This is a genomic window from Bacillus sp. AFS031507, from assembly GCF_002584635.1.
Taxonomy (GTDB): Bacteria; Bacillota; Bacilli; order Bacillales; family Cytobacillaceae; genus Neobacillus.
Map to the genome: position 1 here is coordinate 180,473 of NZ_NUOW01000003.1, position 17,534 is coordinate 198,006.

21 protein-coding genes are annotated in these 17,534 nt (G+C 37.6%); 18 read left to right on the top strand and 3 right to left on the bottom strand.

Translation table 11 applies throughout. The features are described 5' to 3' along the window. Positions 1-61 precede the first annotated feature (61 nt). The 12 genes from deoB to lysA all read left to right on the top strand — a co-directional run bounded on the left by deoB (position 62) and on the right by lysA (position 11,234). Positions 62-1,258, top strand: a complete 1,197-nt coding sequence (gene deoB, locus COE25_RS04755) for a phosphopentomutase (protein WP_088088863.1) — start codon at positions 62-64, stop codon at positions 1,256-1,258. 2 nt (positions 1,259-1,260) lie between these two features. Continuing rightward, complete coding sequence (locus COE25_RS04760; protein WP_088088862.1) at positions 1,261-2,079, top strand: purine-nucleoside phosphorylase; 819 nt, start codon at positions 1,261-1,263, stop codon at positions 2,077-2,079. Positions 2,080-2,155: 76 nt separating this feature from the next. After that, on the top strand, positions 2,156-3,460 hold the full coding sequence (locus tag COE25_RS04765) for a pyrimidine-nucleoside phosphorylase (RefSeq protein WP_098931532.1): 1,305 nt from the start codon (positions 2,156-2,158) through the stop codon (positions 3,458-3,460). 144 nt (positions 3,461-3,604) lie between these two features. Then, complete coding sequence (locus tag COE25_RS04770; protein WP_088088860.1) at positions 3,605-4,795, top strand: D-alanyl-D-alanine carboxypeptidase family protein; 1,191 nt, start codon at positions 3,605-3,607, stop codon at positions 4,793-4,795. A gap of 143 nt (positions 4,796-4,938) precedes the next feature. Beyond that, the gene (spoIIAA, locus tag COE25_RS04775) at positions 4,939-5,289 is read left to right on the top strand and encodes an anti-sigma F factor antagonist (RefSeq protein ID WP_088088859.1); all 351 of its coding nucleotides are present in this window, start codon (positions 4,939-4,941) and stop codon (positions 5,287-5,289) included. Next, entirely contained in the window at positions 5,290-5,730 is a 441-nt protein-coding gene (spoIIAB, locus tag COE25_RS04780; protein ID WP_088088858.1) for an anti-sigma F factor, read from the top strand. Positions 5,731-5,742: 12 nt separating this feature from the next. Then, positions 5,743-6,501 carry an RNA polymerase sporulation sigma factor SigF gene (gene sigF / locus COE25_RS04785; RefSeq protein WP_088088857.1) on the top strand — a complete coding sequence of 253 codons (759 nt, stop codon included), beginning with the start codon at positions 5,743-5,745 and terminating at the stop codon, positions 6,499-6,501. 114 nt (positions 6,502-6,615) lie between these two features. Next, positions 6,616-7,236, top strand: a complete 621-nt coding sequence (locus tag COE25_RS04790) for a stage V sporulation protein AA (protein ID WP_088090534.1) — start codon at positions 6,616-6,618, stop codon at positions 7,234-7,236. Continuing rightward, positions 7,226-7,648 carry a stage V sporulation protein AB gene (locus COE25_RS04795; RefSeq protein ID WP_088088856.1) on the top strand — a complete coding sequence of 141 codons (423 nt, stop codon included), beginning with the start codon at positions 7,226-7,228 and terminating at the stop codon, positions 7,646-7,648. Before COE25_RS04790 ends, COE25_RS04795 begins: the two co-directional genes overlap by 11 nt. A 77-nt stretch (positions 7,649-7,725) precedes the next feature. After that, complete coding sequence (spoVAEA, locus tag COE25_RS04800; protein WP_142292239.1) at positions 7,726-8,295, top strand: stage V sporulation protein SpoVABEA; 570 nt, start codon at positions 7,726-7,728, stop codon at positions 8,293-8,295. Next, entirely contained in the window at positions 8,282-9,772 is a 1,491-nt protein-coding gene (locus COE25_RS04805) for a spore germination protein (RefSeq protein WP_088088854.1), read from the top strand. Before spoVAEA ends, COE25_RS04805 begins: the two co-directional genes overlap by 14 nt. A 157-nt stretch (positions 9,773-9,929) precedes the next feature. Next, positions 9,930-11,234 carry a diaminopimelate decarboxylase gene (gene lysA, locus COE25_RS04810; protein ID WP_088088853.1) on the top strand — a complete coding sequence of 435 codons (1,305 nt, stop codon included), beginning with the start codon at positions 9,930-9,932 and terminating at the stop codon, positions 11,232-11,234. A gap of 45 nt (positions 11,235-11,279) precedes the next feature. On the opposite strand, the gene COE25_RS04815 is transcribed toward lysA, so the two are convergent. Further along, positions 11,280-12,143: a DUF1002 domain-containing protein gene (locus tag COE25_RS04815; protein WP_098931535.1), complete on the bottom strand. Its 864-nt coding sequence runs from the start codon at positions 12,141-12,143 to the stop codon at positions 11,280-11,282. Between the two features lie 509 nt (positions 12,144-12,652). On the opposite strand from COE25_RS04815, the gene COE25_RS04820 reads away from it, so the two are divergent. Next, positions 12,653-13,003 carry a GNAT family N-acetyltransferase gene (locus COE25_RS04820; protein WP_088088851.1) on the top strand — a complete coding sequence of 117 codons (351 nt, stop codon included), beginning with the start codon at positions 12,653-12,655 and terminating at the stop codon, positions 13,001-13,003. A 31-nt stretch (positions 13,004-13,034) separates the two neighbouring features. Here COE25_RS04820 and COE25_RS04825 read toward each other — a convergent pair whose 3' ends face one another. Together COE25_RS04825 and COE25_RS04830 are read right to left on the bottom strand one after the other, a co-directional pair. Next, complete coding sequence (locus COE25_RS04825) at positions 13,035-13,556, bottom strand: DUF309 domain-containing protein (protein ID WP_098931538.1); 522 nt, start codon at positions 13,554-13,556, stop codon at positions 13,035-13,037. 184 nt (positions 13,557-13,740) lie between these two features. Beyond that, positions 13,741-13,833, bottom strand: coding sequence for a YjcZ family sporulation protein (locus tag COE25_RS04830; protein WP_088088849.1), 93 nt, complete (start codon positions 13,831-13,833; stop codon positions 13,741-13,743). 202 nt (positions 13,834-14,035) lie between these two features. Here COE25_RS04830 and COE25_RS04835 point away from each other — a divergent pair, with 202 nt between their 5' ends. The 5 genes from COE25_RS04835 (at position 14,036) to COE25_RS04855 (ending at position 17,467) form a co-directional block, all read left to right on the top strand. Beyond that, positions 14,036-14,806, top strand: coding sequence for a segregation/condensation protein A (locus tag COE25_RS04835; protein ID WP_098931540.1), 771 nt, complete (start codon positions 14,036-14,038; stop codon positions 14,804-14,806). Next, entirely contained in the window at positions 14,793-15,380 is a 588-nt protein-coding gene (gene scpB, locus COE25_RS04840; RefSeq protein ID WP_088088847.1) for an SMC-Scp complex subunit ScpB, read from the top strand. Before COE25_RS04835 ends, scpB begins: the two co-directional genes overlap by 14 nt. A 121-nt stretch (positions 15,381-15,501) precedes the next feature. Beyond that, positions 15,502-15,921 (top strand): hypothetical protein, encoded by a 420-nt coding sequence (locus COE25_RS04845; RefSeq protein ID WP_098931543.1) that lies wholly within the window; start codon positions 15,502-15,504, stop codon positions 15,919-15,921. 39 nt (positions 15,922-15,960) lie between these two features. Further along, a complete protein-coding gene (locus COE25_RS04850; protein ID WP_098931545.1) occupies positions 15,961-16,449 on the top strand; it encodes a YpuI family protein in 489 nt (162 codons plus the stop codon). A gap of 127 nt (positions 16,450-16,576) precedes the next feature. Then, a complete protein-coding gene (locus COE25_RS04855; RefSeq protein WP_088088844.1) occupies positions 16,577-17,467 on the top strand; it encodes a superoxide dismutase in 891 nt (296 codons plus the stop codon). Positions 17,468-17,534: the final 67 nt, after the last annotated feature.

Below are 17,534 nucleotides of genomic sequence, written 5' to 3' on the forward strand. Positions count from 1 at the left end.
CTATTCTTGTGTAATGTTAATATTTGCAAACGTTTTCTACGGAAAAAGGAGGAAGAATTGAATGGCTGCAAATACATATAAACGTATTTTTATTATCGTAATGGATTCGGTAGGTATCGGTGAAGCACCAGATGCTGAAAAATTTGGTGACAAGGGCGCAGATACTTTTGGTCATATTGCGGAAAGAATGAATGGTCTGAACATGCCAAATATGGGCAAGTTAGGCTTAAGTAATATCCGTGAAGTTAAAGGAATTGAAAAAGCAGAAAAACCGTTAGCGTATTATACAAAAATGATGGAGGCCTCTAACGGAAAAGATACCATGACAGGTCACTGGGAAATAATGGGTTTGAATATTCAAACCCCTTTCCGTGTATTCCCAGAGGGTTTTCCAGATGAGCTCCTCTCTGAATTAGAAAAACGAACAGGCAGAAAAATTATCGGCAATAAGCCTGCAAGTGGCACTGAGATCCTCGTGGAGTTGGGCGAAGAGCATATGAAGACCGGTGCATTGATTGTCTATACTTCTGCAGATTCTGTCCTTCAGATAGCTGCCCATGAAGAAATCATTCCCATTGAAGAGCAATATAAAATCTGCAAAATCGCTCGTGAATTGACTCTTGACGAGAAGTACATGGTTGGCCGTGTCATTGCTAGACCTTTCTTGGGAGAACCAGGAAATTTTAAACGTACTTCTAACCGTCACGACTATGCATTAAAACCATTTGATCGTACAGTTATGAGTGAATTAAAAGATGCTGGCTTCGATGTCATTGCGATCGGAAAAATTTCCGATATTTATGATGGAGAAGGTGTAACTCAATCACTTAGAACAGTTTCTAATATGGATGGAATGGATAAGTTAGTGGAAACATTGGATATGGATTTTACAGGTATTAGTTTTATAAATCTAGTTGACTTTGATGCCTTATACGGCCACCGCCGTGACCCAGAAGGCTATGGTAAAGCACTGGAAGAATATGATGCACGCCTGCCAGAAGTGTTTGCAAAAATGAAAGACGACGACCTATTAATGATTACTGCAGACCATGGAAATGACCCAGTTGCACCAGGTACGGACCATACACGTGAATACGTACCTTTACTTGTTTATTCAAAAGGCATGAACGGAGGGAAGGAACTCCCGATCAGAGAGACCTTTGCGGACCTTGGGGCAACTGTTGCTGAAAACTTCAATGTGAAACTACCTAACTTCGGAAAAAGTTTTTTAAATGAATTAAATTCAAAAGGGGTATAAAAATGAATGCTGAAAAAATTCAAAATGCTGCAGGATTTTTAAAACAAAAATATGAGAGTACGCCCAGAATTGGTCTTATTTTAGGATCTGGTCTTGGTGTCCTAGCGGATGAAATTGAGAACCATGTAAAAATTCCATATAATCAGATACCTGACTTCCCAATTTCTACAGTTGAAGGTCACGCTGGACAATTAGTGTTTGGTCTATTAAGTGGAGTAGAGGTTGTTGCCATGCAAGGAAGGTTCCATTTCTATGAAGGATATAGTATGGAAAAAGTAACTTTTCCCGTTCGCGTCATGAAGGAACTCGGGGTTGAGATGTTAATCGTAACCAATGCAGCGGGCGGAGTAAATGAAACCTTCTCTGCAGGTGATTTAATGATTATATCCGATCACATTAATAATATGGGCACAAATCCATTAATAGGACCGAATGATGCCAAGTTTGGTGTCCGTTTCCCTGATATGTCAGAGGCATATACGAAAGAATTACGTGCTGTGGCAAGGGAAATTGCCGACCGCTTAAATATCAAGGTGAAAGAGGGCGTCTATTTCGGAAATCCTGGGCCTGTTTATGAAACGCCTGCTGAAATTCGAATGGTGCGCACTTTGGGCGGAGATGCAGTCGGAATGTCGACTGTACCAGAAGTAATCGTTGCCCGTCACAGTGGTATGAAGGTTCTTGGAATTTCTTGTATTTCGAATATGGCGGCAGGAATTCTTGATCAACCACTTACCCATGATGAAGTTATTGAAACAACGGAAAGAGTGAAAGCTGATTTTCTTCAATATATAAAAGAAATTGTAAAAACGATCGCTTAATAAGAAAGCGGAAGCGCCCGGTTAGCGGCGTGATATAAATTCTGTTATAAGAAAATTTCGTAAAGTGGTGATTATAATGAGAATGGTTGACTTAATAGAGAAGAAAAGAGATGGGCAGGAACTATCAACAGAAGAAATAAATTTTATTATTAAAGGATATACCGATGGGTCGATTCCAGATTACCAAGTTAGCGCCTTAACGATGGCTATTTTTTTCAAAGGGATGACGGAACAGGAAAGAGCCGATTTGACCATGGCCATGGTTGAATCAGGCGATCAAATTGATTTATCACAAATTGAGGGAATTAAAGTTGATAAACATTCTACTGGCGGTGTAGGCGACACAACCACCCTAGTTCTTGGACCTCTGGTTGCTGCACTTGGTGTACCTGTGGCAAAAATGTCGGGACGAGGCTTAGGCCATACCGGAGGAACAATTGATAAATTAGAAGCAGTAAAAGGCTTCCATGTTGAAATTGAAAATGAAGAATTTATCGACCTTGTTAATAAAAATAAGATTGCTGTTATTGGTCAAAGTGGAAATTTAACTCCTGCAGATAAAAAACTTTATGCTTTACGTGATGTGACAGCAACTGTTGATAGCATTCCACTAATCGCAAGTTCTATCATGAGTAAAAAGATAGCAGCGGGTGCAGATGCTATAGTTCTTGATGTCAAAACCGGCGCGGGTGCATTTATGAAGACACTTGATGATTCTCGGGAATTGGCAAGAGCAATGGTACGAATTGGGAACAATGTTGGCAGAAGAACAATGGCTGTTATTTCTGACATGAGTCAACCACTTGGTTTTGCGATTGGTAACGCGCTTGAAGTCAAAGAAGCGATTGATACTTTAAAGGGTGAAGGTCCTGAAGACTTAACAGAGCTTTGTTTAACCCTAGGCAGCCACATGGTTTACTTAGCTGAAAAGGCTAGCTCATTAGCAGAAGCACGCACCCTGCTTGAAGGTGTCATAAAGGACGGATCAGCACTTGAAAAATTAAAAGTATTTTTAAGCTCACAAGGTGGGGATGCATCAATTGTTGATGACCCTTCAAAAATGCCTCAAGCAAAGTATACCTTTGAACTTGAAGCCAAAGAAGATGGCTATGTATCCGAAATTGTTGCAGATGAGGTTGGTACAGCGGCGATGATCCTTGGAGCTGGACGAGCAACGAAGGAATCTGTTATTGATTTAGCAGTGGGCCTTGTCTTAAGAAAGAAAATCGGTGACCAAGTCAAAAAAGGCGAATCATTAGTAACGATTTACAGCAACTTCGAAAATGTAGAAGAAGTAAAAACAAAGCTTTATCATAATATTAAAATTTCAGCAACAAAAATAAACGCACCAATCCTTGTCCATGAAGAAATAACAGAATAAAAGAGGTTAAAGGGTGTCAGGCACCATGTGAAAAATTCACATGGTGCCTGACACCCTATTTTTATTTTCTCTATGAGGAAATAATTGTATAAAGTTATTAATTTTGGAAAAAATGGATGCTATAAAGAATGGAGGGTTATGCGAATGAAACGATTTGTCTCTGCGATAGTGACATTTTTTTTACTTACAAGTTTAATGAGTACATCTGCTTTTGCAGCTGAAGAAAAAAAGAATGCTGAAGAAAAGAAGAATGCTGATATCGTCAACAATGTAAAATCCGCTATTTTAATTGAACGTGATACCGGTAAAGTGCTTTATGAGAAAAACAGTAATGAAGAGCTTCCACCTGCAAGTATGACCAAAATTATGACGATGCTTTTAATTATGGAGTCAATCGATCAAGGAAAACTTACTTGGAATGAAAAAGTCAGAGCAAGTGAGTATGCTGCCTCGATGGGCGGTTCGCAAATTTTTCTTGAAGCTGGCGAAGAAATGACCACCAAGGAAATGTTAAGAGGAATTGCAATTGGTTCTGGAAATGATGCTTCTGTTGCTATGGCTGAGAGAATTGCAGGGTCAGAAGAAGCATTTGTTGACATGATGAATGATAAGGCCAAAGAACTTGGCTTAAAACATACTTACTTTAAAAATACGACGGGACTCCCGGTCAGTGGTCATTTCAGCACTGCAAGTGATATGGCTATTATGGCGAAAGAACTATTAAAATATGAAGACATTACGAAATTCACTGGGATGTATGAAGCATATCTTCGTGAAGATACAGACAAAAAATTCTGGCTTGTTAATACCAATAAATTGGTGCGCTTTTATCCTGGTGTGGACGGACTCAAAACCGGCTTTACTGCAGAAGCGAAGTACTGCTTAACAGCAACAGCACAAAAGAACGGCATGCGCGTAATTGCAGTTGTGTTTGGTGCGCCTACATCAAAGGAAAGAAATGCCCAAGTAACAAAAATGCTTAACTATGCCTTCAACCAATATCAAACACGCCCTATGTATAAACGTAACCAGACAATTGCCCAAGTGAGAATAAGCAAAGGACAGGAAAAGTCTGTGGAGGCTGTAACAAGTGAGCCAATTTCCTTGCTGACTAAAAAGGGCGAAAAAACAGGGGATGTAAAGCGTAAGGTGATTATCACTAAAAATCTTAATGCCCCAATTCATAAAGGTGATAAAGTAGGGACCATAAAGTTGATTAAGGATGGAGAAGTGTTTTTAGAAAGTCCTTTATTAGCAAATAAAAATGTAAAAGAAGCTGGATGGTGGACCCTATATAAACGTTCCTTCGGTATGTTTACAAAGGCAGGTAAATAACCGGCACTTCCGGTTTTCGGTGTCGAAATAACTAGATATGTCACTTCTTTTAGCGAAAAACGACTAGTTTTGTATTTGGAGAAGGATATTTACACCCGTAAAGAGAATTGACTCACTATACCAGATTAAGGAGGACGTGGATAGTGAGTCTTAATATTAATATGGAAACAAAACATGACGTTCTATGTATTCGTTTAAGCGGTGAATTAGATCACCACACCGCGGATGAACTTCGCGAAAAAGCGATTGCAGTTATTGAAAAAAATGATATTCGTCATATTGTCTTAAATCTGGAACATCTTTCATTTATGGACAGTTCAGGCTTAGGCGTTATATTAGGCAGATACAAACAAATTAAACAGGTGCACGGTGAAATGGTGGTTTGTGCAATTTCCCCTGCAATACAAAGATTATTCGATATGTCTGGTTTATTCAAAATCATAAAAATGGAACCGACAGAAGAATTTGCATTGCAAAGATTGGGGGTGGCCTGAGTGAAGAATGAAATGAATCTTCAATTCAGTGCATTAAGTCAAAATGAGTCCTTTGCCCGTGTAACTGTTGCAGCTTTTATAGCACAACTAGATCCTAATATGGATGAGTTGACAGAAATCAAAACAGTCGTGTCAGAAGCCGTGACCAATGCAATTATACATGGTTATGAAAATGACCCAAATGGAATTGTTTATATTCAAGTAATCATTGAAGATAGTTTAATTGATCTGACAATAAAAGATGTTGGAATGGGAATTGTAGATGTGGAAGAAGCTCGTCAGCCATTATTTACAACAAAGCCGGACTTAGAACGTTCCGGTATGGGTTTTACTATCATGGAGAATTTCATGGATGAGGTAGAGGTTCATTCACAGCCAGGTCGAGGAACCGAGGTTAGATTACGAAAGCATTTACAAAACCGCAAAATGCTTTGCAATTAAGGAGACTTGCCAATGGATGTGGAGGTTAAGAACAATAAAGGTCAAACATATTTAAAGGACCATGAAGTAAAAGAGCTCATCAAAAAGAGCCAAGACGGAGACCAAGTATCAAGGGATTTAATCGTTGAAAAGAATATGCGTCTGGTCTGGTCTGTTGTCCAACGGTTTCTTAATCGGGGCTATGACCCTGATGACCTATTCCAGATTGGGTGTATCGGATTATTAAAATCAGTTGATAAATTTGACCTTTCATATGATGTAAAGTTTTCGACATATGCAGTTCCAATGATTATTGGTGAAATCCAGCGATTTATCCGTGACGATGGAACCGTTAAGGTTAGCCGCTCACTGAAAGAAATGGGAAACAAAATCAGAAAAGCGAAGGATGATTTATCGAAAACGCTTGGAAGAATTCCGACAGTTAACGAGATATCAGCCCATCTTGAGCTGACACCGGAGGATGTAATCCTTGCTCAAGAAGCAAGTAGGACACCTTCTTCCATTCATGAAACCGTTTATGAAAATGACGGGGACCCGATTACATTACTTGACCAAATTGATGACGGTAATGATGGAAAATGGTTTGATAAAATTGCCTTAAAGGAAGCTATCCGTGAATTGGATGAACGTGAAAGACTTATTGTCTATTTAAGATATTATAAGGACCAAACACAATCTGAAGTCGCCCTTAGGCTCGGGATTTCTCAGGTACAAGTATCGCGACTTGAAAAAAAAATATTGCAGCAAATGAAAGGCCGTATGGATCTCTGATTCATACGGTTTTTCATTTGTTGAATAACTTTGGAAATTTTTGGATTTCATGAAAAAAATGCTTATTACTCATACTATTTATACGAGGAAATCATTGTGTGGGAAGTGAATGTTTTGGAAGAAACAATATACATCCGCATGCGGAATCGTGTCCAAACACCGCCTGAAGAAAAAGTATTGTTAAAGGATATTGCCCAAGTCATTGCCCCGGATGAAGTTCTTTCACATTTACAAACTATGATGATCCATCAATTAACAGATGCGGACCAGAATATAGTCATCATAGATGTCATGAAAGTAATCCACATATTAAAAAGAGAATTTGGAGAAATGGAAGTTCAAACCATTGGTCCTGCGCAAACCATCATTGAAGTTACGTATAAGAAAAAGAGAGTTTTCATTCCCTATTTTCTTTTAATATGGTTTCTCTTATTTTTTGGTTCTGCCATGGCAATCATGAATTTTCATGATGATGTAAGTATGAAGAGTGTCCAAGAAAAATTATATACCATCATTACTGGAAAAAAAGAAACAAAACCATTACTGTTTCAAATCCCCTATTCTATTGGTTTAGGCTTAGGAATGATACTATTTTTTAACCATGTTTTTAAGAAACGTATTAATGAAGAACCCAGTCCTCTAGAAGTAGAAATGTTTAATTACCAAATGGATTTAGATAATTACGTAATTATCCATGAAAATAAAGAAAGTATAAAAAAAATCAATGATGATTAGTATTTTAGCGATTATCTTTTTAGGTGTAGCAAGCGGACTGGCGGTGGGTTCTGGTTTTGTAGCTTTTCTTACGGTGCTCGGAGTTATCCCGAGACTAACACAACTTAGTAAAACAATGAAAATGATTCAACATTATGAATGGGCAGTATTCTTAGGAGCACTCACGGGGGTAGGAGCGAGCCTAAGGGACCCCGTTTTAAACATTCCTTCCTTCCCATTAATTTTTCTAGGATTGACCGGTGGGACCTTTTATGGAATGTTGGCTGCCGCTCTTACAGAGGTATTAAATGTCTTCCCCATTCTCGCCAAAAGAATCCGATTAGATGGAGAAATTACCATATTAATTATGGCCATCGTATTAGGGAAGATTTTTGGATCTATCTTCCAATGGGTTTATTTTGTTCATCATTAAAACTTTTGAAAACAGTCTAGCACTGGTGCTTAGCAGGCGCTTACGCTTTTCTGATGAAAGGACATCACAGAATGAGCATTCGGAGGCGTGTTATTTTAATAACTGATGGTGACGAATATGCAAAAAGGGCTGTAGAGCATGTTGCTAGAGAAATTGGCGGCAGGTGTATATCCAGTTCCCAAGGAAATCCGTCAACATTAACTGGACTTGAAATAGTCAAGTTAATAAAAAAGACTCCTCACGATCCTGTATTAGTGATGTTTGATGATAGTGGTATAGTTGGAGAAGGCGCAGGTGAAAATGCATTGAAATTTGTTGCTCAACATAAAGAAATTGAAGTTCTGGGCATCATTGCTGTCGCAGCAAAATCAAGACATGAAGAATGGGCTAGGGTGGACGTAAGCATCGATCGTGATGGGAATTTAACACCATATGGGGTAGATAAATTTGGTATACCAGAGCTTGAAATCGGGAGAATAAATGGTGACACTGTTTACTGCCTCGATGAATTGAAGGTACCTATCATCGTAGGCGTTGGGGATATTGGCAAAATGGCAAGACGTGACTCCTACAAGCAGGGTTCCCCGATAACGAAAAAAGCAGTGGAGCTTATACTTGAAAGGAGTGGCTTTCATGTCAAGAAGTAACGAACAAAAATGGCCAATCCCGGAATCGGTAAATGAAATAGAAAATTATATGAAACAACGGGTGGGCCTTGGGGTAAGCTTTGATTTTGGAGTAAGGAAATTAAAAGTCCTCAAAAAAGACGTCCATATTTACTATGTTAATGGGTTATGTGATACCAGTTACATTATTCAATTGATTAAAGAATTAGTAGAAATCAATTATCATGAAAAATTATCGACAGACCTCTTTAAGATTGTTGAAAATAGACTAGTTAATCAATCTGTTGAACAGATTAACCAGCTGGATATCATTGTCGACAAGGTTTTATCTGGATTGATTGTTGTTGTAATGGAAGGGGAAAATACTGCTTTTGCCATTGATGTTAGAAGCTATCCAGGCAGGCAGCCTCAAGAGCCCGATACAGAAAAGGTAGTTAGAGGATCACGTGATGGTTTTGTTGAAAATATTATTTTAAATACAGCTTTAACAAGACGAAGAATTCGAGATGAACGACTGCGCTTCGAAATGCTAAAGGTGGGCGAACGGTCCAAGTCAGATGTGGCTTTAGGTTACTTAGAAGATGTTGCAGATCCAGATATGATAAATATTATTCGTAAAGAAATAAAAGCAATTGAAACAGATGGAATTCCAATGGCTGATAAAACAATCGAAGAATTTATCTTGAAACAGGGTTGGAATCCATTTCCACTGGTAAGATATACGGAGCGTGCTGATATTGCAGCTACACATATTCTTGAAGGGCATGTTGTTATTTATGTCGACACTTCACCTAGTGTTATTATTGCTCCTACTACATTTTTCCATCACGTGCAGCATGCAGAGGAATTCCGTGAATCACCAGCAATGGGAACATTTGTGCGTTGGACGCGTTTTTTAGGGATATTGACATCTATTTTACTACTTCCATTATGGTTGTTGTTTGTATTGGAACCTTCATTATTACCTGAAAAGCTGTCGTTTATTGGACCGAATGAACAGACCAATATTCCCATTATCGTTCAAATATTTTTAGCGGATTTTGGGATTGAATTTTTACGGCTAGCAGCAATTCATACACCAACACCACTTTCTACAGCAATGGGTTTAATCGCATCAATATTGATTGGGCAAATTGCTATTAGTGTAGGTCTATTTGTTCCAGAGGTAATCTTGTACGTCGCCGTTTCGGGGATTGGCACTTTTACAACTCCTAGTTATGAATTAAGTGTAGCAAACAAAATTGGTCGATTAACACTGTTGATTCTTGTGTCATTCTTCCATTTGCCTGGATTTATCATTGGGGCTACGGTATTCTTTCTCTTCCTTGTTAAAATACGTGCCCTTAATACACCTTATTTATGGCCATTCCTACCTTTTGAGCCGAAAGGATTTTTGCAGATAATTGTCCGTAGAGCAATACCAGGCTCCATTCTCAGACCTAGTATTGTACATCCTAGAAACCGATACAGGCAGCAGCCTAAAGCGAACGAGAAATAATTGCACTTTTCTAGCAGTTATGCTAAAGTATTTTTAATTAAATAAAGGGATAAAGTGTGAAAATAGGCAGTATCTTTTGCAGATTCTGTCTATTTATTATTATCTTTTATGATTGTCCGCATAAACTATAGTGAGTGATTGAGAGAGAGGGAAGGGAATGTATTTTTACGGGACAACAGGGGTAAATAAAAATGGAAATTTAGAAATTGGCGGAGTTGATTCTGTTGAGTTGACTAAAGAATTTGGAACTCCCCTTTACGTATATGACGTCGCATTAATGCGCGAGAGGGCACGGTCCTTTAAGCGGGCATTTGAAGAACAAAATATTAAGGCACAAGTGGCCTATGCCAGTAAAGCTTTTTCAACCATTGCCATGATTCAGCTCGCCGAGGAAGAGGGGTTGTCACTCGACGTAGTATCCGGGGGTGAATTGTATACTGCGTTGGCTGCAGGATTCCCAGTCGAGAGAATTCATTTTCATGGAAATAATAAAAGTAGAGAAGAATTAGAAATGGCATTGGATCAGGAAATCGGCTGTATTGTTGTGGATAATTTTTCGGAACTTGCGCTATTAAAAGCAATTTCAATCGAAAAAAATGCACATGTAAATATCCTGCTAAGGGTAACTCCGGGAATCGAAGCCCATACGCATGATTACATTTTAACTGGGCAGGAAGATTCGAAGTTTGGGTTCGATCTTCAAAATGGACAAGCGGAAGACGCATTAAAAATGGCGCTTGAAATTGAAAACTTTGAGGTACTTGGACTCCATTGCCATATTGGATCACAAATTTTTGAAACAACTGGCTTTTTATTAGCTGCAAAAAAGATTGTCGAAAAAATGGAAGCATGGAAAAAGGAACTTTCCTTTGAAGCAAAGGTTTTAAATTTGGGCGGGGGCTTCGGGATCCGCTATACAAAAGAAGATGAACCATTACAACCATTCCAATATGTGAGTGAAATTATACGGGAAGTAAAAAAGTTAACGGAGAACTACTCTTTAAAAATGCCGGAAATTTGGATAGAGCCAGGTCGTTCACTTGTTGGCGATGCAGGAATTACTCTTTATAAAGTGGGTTCGTCCAAAGAAGTACCTGGTGTTAGAAAGTATTTAGCGGTTGATGGCGGAATGAGTGACAATATTCGACCTGCACTCTATCAGGCGAAATATGAAGCTGTTCTTGCAAATAAGCCATTAACGAAAGCGAATAAAACTGTTTCAATCGCTGGGAAATGCTGTGAATCTGGAGATATGTTGATTTGGGATTTGCCGCTTCCAGAAACTGGAGAAGAGGATATTCTCGCAGTTTTTTGCACGGGTGCCTACGGCTATTCAATGTCAAATAACTATAATCGAATCCCGCGTCCGGCTGTCGTTTTTGTAGAAAATGGAACAGTAACACTTGTAGTAAAAAGAGAGACCTACGAAGACTTACTACGCCATGATTTGCCGCTGAAATAGAAAAAGCTGCCACTTCGTTTGAAGTGGCAGCTTTTTCTGATTCAGTTAGGAGAATATGGATTTAATGGCATCAATGAGCCAAATGAAAAATTGTTTAATTTTTTCTAAGAAACCTTGTCCTTCTTCTGATTGAAGAAATTTAGAAATACGATCTTTAGCTTTATTAAGTTGGTCGCTAACTTGGTTCCAATCAATGTTTAAATCTTTGAGCTTATTAAAAAAGTCCATTAATCGTTTCATTTCTTCATCAGTAAGTTTAACATTTAATTCATTTGCAGCTTGTTCAATAATATTTTGTAATTCTTCATCATTTTTTGGTTTATTCTTAGCAATTTCTTCTTTCACTTTCGCAATTAATGCAGCAGCGTTCTTATCACCAATGGATTCTCCTAGTTTAGCGGTTTCGACCATTTCCTGGTTTGCTGCTTGTTTTACTTCTTCAGGAATCGTTTTATCAGCAGATATTTCATAGGCTTTTATGATACCTGTAAGCGCGGCCGTTCCAGAAACCGTAATCGGGGATGTTATATAAATTTTTGCATCCTTAACACCCGCAGTGATAAGGGCATTAACATACATCTCGTCCGTAACCCAGTTAATATTTTTGGTTTCAACGGTAATCCCAGACCCCTTAGCTTGAATGGTTATAGCAGATGATGATATGGCCTTTGTGCCGATGTATGATTTTGATACGTATTTCCCTAAATATTGATGTTCCTCCTGATTCGATACAGTTACTATTTGTACATCATTTGGAGCACCCATTTCCGTTAATAGTTTATTCTTTTGCTCATTTGTTAAATTTTCACCTAATGTAACAATCATGTCCCCTTCAGCTATATCAGCAAAAGTGCGGACTGGATTGATAAGTAGCAAACTTAACAATAAGTAAATAAGAATTTTCTTCATAGTTTCCTCCTCGTAACTCTAAAAGGTAGTAAAGAATTGTTGAGACTCTTTTATTAATTAATATAACCGAATCCAATAATAATAACGTAAATATCTACACGGAAGTTTCATAGATAGTTAATCTTAACAAAAAAAATACAAAATTTGTAAGCGGATATAAGCAGAATAGATTATTTTTGTAATTTAGTGTAGAATGGAAGTCATGTACAACATCTTCAAAACTTATTTTGGAGGAAGCTTTTCATGAAGAGAACTAACTGGGTGTTATTTAGTATTCTTATTGGCTTGTCCGTTCTATGGGGAATTATTTATTGGATTTTTATTGGACCCAGACACTAAGAATAATTTTATTGATGATTGACCATTTATTATGTATCATGGTGATTAATGAAACATAATAACTGCGACTACATATAATGAATAATGTTTAATATTGATTTTCTTGGTAAAAATATACTATTGTTAAACCAAATATTTTATCGGTTTATTTAATATAATGAGGGATCTAAATGTTAATTCGTTATAAAAGAACTTTCGAAAAAATTGCAATGGGTTTATTATCCTTTATGCCCAGCGAAAAAGACTTAAAAAAGCTCCAACAAACCATGAAGGAATATGAAACAGAAGAGCATTTGCAGCTTTTTCTTTGGAAAGAAGAAGATATAATAGGGCTTTTGGGTGTCTTGAATCACGATGATACCAATTCTATAGAAATCCTTCATATCTCCGTGAATCCTTCGCATCGTTTTCAGGGAATCGGTAAAAAAATGGTTAAAGCACTGAATGAAATGTATGCAGAAAAAGAAATTACTGCAAATGAAAATACAGCAGCTTTTATCGAAAAATGTGATTTTTGCTAGATTACATTCAAAAAAGCAGCGAATAATAAATTTATTCGCTGCTTTTCCGCGTCTTTAATGACCGAGTTCTTTCTTCTATTATACTGGATCTGTCACGTAATTTATGACGGTGGACAAGGGAGTTATTTGTAAGATCACTTTCATTTCCCCAAATAAACCCCTTTTGTTCACATGCCTTTTTCGCAAATTCTAATAAGGCGGGGTCACAAATGGGTAAGGAAATGCTTCTATATGATTCTCCTTTTTGTAATGCAGAAATCTGTCTATTTAACAAGTGGTAAAAATCCACTTTATTTAATCCGAGTTTTGTCAATGAATCCGATTGTAATTTAAGTATCATTATTGCTTTTCTTAATGTTCGTTCAGCACCGCTAAAATTACTTCGACGATGATGATAAGCAGAAACTGACAATAAAATAAAACCAACCCAGACGGAATCCTTGTTTCTCGGATCGGTCTTTTTCCAGTAATCTTCAAGTAGTTCATGGCACTCGAAATAATCACGATCGCCATGAAAATGGGCTAAAAAATGTATATACTCGCTCGGGTACAAGCAATTCTCCCCCTTACAAAATGTTTAGTATAGTTTATCACAGTTAAATGGTTCTTTATAATATTAGAATTTTACTTTTCAAAAAAAAAAGCCCGTCAATATTGACGGGCAAGTAGTTCTAATTAATATTGGTAGCCGGAGCGAACAGTAATATGTGTAATCCTGAACAATTCCTAATGTTTAATTAATAGACCCAGGAAGCACCAACGATAATTAACAAGATAAATAGAACTACAATTAACGCAAATCCGGATCCGAATCCGTCTGACATATTCATTACCTCCTAAAAAATGTTTTGTTCTTTTCCTTGTCATCATATGTAGGATATTTGTCCATTGTTATGGGCAATCATCATGTTTTGATAATATTCCCTCGCCATGTTGATTTTTCTATTGGATAACCTTATTTAATCCTCTATACTATTAATAGTCGAAGTGAATGATCAACGAACTTATTTTAAAGAATTTTGGTGAGTTATAATGCCATACCAGGTGAAAATCGATGCATTTGAAGGACCATTAGATTTGCTGCTCCATTTAATTAATGGTTTAGAAATTGATATATATGATATTCCGGTTGCCGAAATAACCGAGCAATACTTAATGTATATTAAGACAATGAATGAGCTCAAGCTCGATGTTGCAAGCGAGTTTTTAGTTATGGCTGCGACGTTGCTCGTAATTAAGAGTAAAATGCTTTTACCAAAGCATGAGGAAGTTCTCGATGTAGAGGATCCTGACTTGTTATTCGAAGAAGATCCAAGAGACGAACTTGTTGAGCGTTTAATAGAGTATCGAAAATATAAAGAAGCAGCCCATGACTTAAAATCCATGGAAGTGGAACGAGGGCTAATGTATACAAAGCCGCCAAGTGATCTTTCTGAGTTTGCGAAAGAGAAACAGCCGGAAAAAGAGGAGTTAAATGTTTCTCTGTATGATATGCTGGCTGCACTTCAAAAATTAATGCGACGAAAGAAACTTCAGCGTCCAATGGCAACGAAGATTGCTCGTCAGGAAATATCTATTGAAACCAGAATGACAGAAATTATGGTGGAACTTAAGCAGCTTAAAGGACAAAAAAACTTTAATGAATTATTTCCCTATCCGGCTAAGGACCATATCGTCGTAACCTTTTTGGCCGTCTTGGAACTTATTAAAAGAAAAGAGATTGACGCCCAGCAACAAGAGAACTTTGGAGATATTTATGTTAAAGCCGTAAAGGAAGGGGCAGAAATGATTGGAAATCATTAACTGGAACAGTATCCTAGAAAGCCTGTTGTTTGCTGCAGGGGATGAAGGGCTTTCACTGAAACAGCTAGCAGAGGTTCTAGAAGTGAATGAACTTAAGGCAAGTGAGATCATTGAGGATCTGAAAAAAGAATATGAGCGGGACAACAAAAGGGGAATTATGATGGTCCAGCTTGCTGGTACCTATCAACTTGCAACAAAGAAAGAAAATGCAACTTATCTAAAGAAACTTGTTGATTCCCCCCATACTTCCACATTGTCACAGGCAGCGCTAGAAACATTGGCCATCATTGCCTATAAACAGCCAATCACTCGAGCTGAAATTGAGGAAATTCGCGGTGTGAAAACAGAAAGACCTTTGCATACACTAATGGCAAAAGCGTTAATAAAAGAAGTTGGCCGTGCAGAGGGTACTGGAAGAGCCTACTTATATGGAACAACGAAAGAGTTTCTGGACTACTTTGGTCTGAAAAGTATTGAAGAACTACCCCAACTTCCCGAAAAGGCAGAAGATGAATTTATTCAGGAAGAGGCAGATCTATTTTTTGAAAAATTTCAGGAGACGATTAATTCTTAATTTTCCAATACTTACTTAATTTTATGATAAAATAAACGTAGGTTAATTATTCAATTCTTTCACGACATGTTAAAAAGATATTTACATGTGATATTGTCATTGGCCAAGGAGTGGGATTAATTTGTTAATTAAAGAGTGTAAAGGCTTTGAATTAGAAAAGGAACAATCAAATACTTCTGAGGACTTTTTTAACAGAAGCATCGTTACTTTTTCTGAAGATGGTGAGGAAAAAACGCTGCACGTTTTATATGTTAGGTATTTCGATGAATTCTTCCATGAATTCACTCCGTACAAGCAAGACCCGATTATGGTTCAGGATAACAATGAGGTTTCGTTTAAAGACATCGTAGCACTTGTATGTCTCTTGAAAAATCCAGGCCTGCGCAGCCGAAAACGACTTTATATTAATTCAAAGCAGGAATTTGCTTCTTATTTTCAAGATATCAATTATAATAAATTACCTGAAATTTTTCTTTCTCTTAACCAAAAGAAAGAATATGAGCTTCGTTCTCCGCTAGAGTTCATTATGCAGCCAAAATAAGCAATGTTTACGAAGTAAAAATAATTTAGGGGGTTAACAATGGGCAATACATTGGTAAAAACACAATTAAATGATGTAAAGAATTTTTTAGGGAAGTCAATTTTAACATTAGAGGATTTTTTAAATGAAGCAACGCTTTCGCAATTAGACTTGGAAAATGAAGAAGATCGTAATTATAATAAATTAATCTTTGCAAATTTACGGAAATTAATTGTTTATAGTGAAGAAGGTTTAGATGCGTGCTCCGTAATTTTGCAAGGCAGTCCTTTTCAAAAAGCAGCAGCAGAAAAAACTCTTTATAAAATTTATCATCAGTGTATTGAAGAGTTTTTCTCACCGAAGAATGATGCCTGGTTCGAAGACAGCAGGTCAGCTTACACGGGAAGAAACTCTATCAAGTTTTATCGAAACATTTCTGACAGTATTGTACAGTTGGTCAAAAGTTTAGAAGGTGAGTTTCAAAGGATTAGGGAAGAACTAGAGTATTATGAAACAGATTATCGAACAAAAATGATCCAATCAAAATAAGATTATCATTGAAAGGGCGGTCCTATTATTAGGGCGGCCTTTTATCATGTTCTTTTCTTGCTCTCACCCTCATACCATCTAGGTAGGCTACTTATAAAGCATCCTATTGTCAGGAAGAAGGGATAGAATGGATCGTTTTAGTCGTTATGTAAACGAACTGTTTGAGTGGAATGAGCAAATGAAACAGTTTCTTCAATCAGAAAAGGAGGGAGGAAATTCTGATTTATGGGAACATCTTGATAATTTCACTGAATTAATCGAAAACACAGGCAGACAATTATCAAATGAAGAGCTACTCAGCCTTCAAGCAAAGGCTGAGCATATCCATGAGCAAATGGAAGATTATTTTAAAAGAAAACAAGAAGGCGGAGTCATTTGGGTGGCAGAAAAAGTTGTACCCGCTGGGGGCCATACACTCCCTGACCTTCCCTACCCCTATAATGCACTAGAACCATATATTTCAGAGGAAATCATGAAGCTTCATCACGATAAGCATCACAGAGCATATGTTGATGGATTAAATAAAGCAGAAATTAATCTTAAAAAAGCAAGGGAAACTAACGATTTTTCATTAATTAAACATTGGTCACGAGAGCTTGCCTTTCATGGGTCTGGACATTATCTTCATACAATTTTTTGGAAAAACATGAGCCCCAATGGCGGGGATCATCCAAAAGGACTGTTAAAAGGTGAAATTGAGAAATACTTTGGAAGTTTTGCGGCGTTTAAAAAGCAATTTTCTGAAGCGGCTAAGCAAGTAGAAGGAGTAGGCTGGGCCATATTAGTTTGGTCTCCACGAGCAAGGCATTTAGAGATACTGCAATCTGAACGACATATGCTATTGACCCAGTGGGATACCATTCCACTCTTAGTATTAGATGTTTGGGAGCATGCTTATTATCTTCAGTATAAAAACAAAAGGCCGGATTATGTCGACAATTGGTGGAACTTAGTCAATTGGCATGATGTAGAAATGCGGTTTGAAAAAGCAGCTGACATCAAATGGACAGCATTTTAACTTGGCTGTTGATTTCCGCTCCAGGCGCGTGCGGTTCGCGGGTGGTCCGGGGAGCCTCCACGGCGCT

Bases quoted from the DNA above. Each gene is read 5' to 3' on its own strand.
- deoB (WP_088088863.1), top strand. From the start codon at position 62: ATGGCTGCAAATACATATAAACGTATTTTTATTATCGTAATGGATTCG.
- COE25_RS04760 (WP_088088862.1), top strand. From the start codon at position 1,261: ATGAATGCTGAAAAAATTCAAAATGCTGCAGGATTTTTAAAACAAAAA.
- COE25_RS04765 (WP_098931532.1), top strand. From the start codon at position 2,156: ATGAGAATGGTTGACTTAATAGAGAAGAAAAGAGATGGGCAGGAACTA.
- COE25_RS04770 (WP_088088860.1), top strand. From the start codon at position 3,605: ATGAAACGATTTGTCTCTGCGATAGTGACATTTTTTTTACTTACAAGT.
- sigF (WP_088088857.1), top strand. From the start codon at position 5,743: ATGGATGTGGAGGTTAAGAACAATAAAGGTCAAACATATTTAAAGGAC.
- COE25_RS04795 (WP_088088856.1), top strand. From the start codon at position 7,226: ATGATGATTAGTATTTTAGCGATTATCTTTTTAGGTGTAGCAAGCGGA.
- COE25_RS04805 (WP_088088854.1), top strand. From the start codon at position 8,282: ATGTCAAGAAGTAACGAACAAAAATGGCCAATCCCGGAATCGGTAAAT.
- lysA (WP_088088853.1), top strand. From the start codon at position 9,930: ATGTATTTTTACGGGACAACAGGGGTAAATAAAAATGGAAATTTAGAA.
- COE25_RS04815 (WP_098931535.1), bottom strand. From the start codon at position 12,143: ATGAAGAAAATTCTTATTTACTTATTGTTAAGTTTGCTACTTATCAAT.
- COE25_RS04820 (WP_088088851.1), top strand. From the start codon at position 12,653: ATGTTAATTCGTTATAAAAGAACTTTCGAAAAAATTGCAATGGGTTTA.
- COE25_RS04830 (WP_088088849.1), bottom strand. From the start codon at position 13,833: ATGAATATGTCAGACGGATTCGGATCCGGATTTGCGTTAATTGTAGTT.
- COE25_RS04835 (WP_098931540.1), top strand. From the start codon at position 14,036: ATGCCATACCAGGTGAAAATCGATGCATTTGAAGGACCATTAGATTTG.
- COE25_RS04850 (WP_098931545.1), top strand. From the start codon at position 15,961: ATGGGCAATACATTGGTAAAAACACAATTAAATGATGTAAAGAATTTT.
- COE25_RS04855 (WP_088088844.1), top strand. From the start codon at position 16,577: ATGGATCGTTTTAGTCGTTATGTAAACGAACTGTTTGAGTGGAATGAG.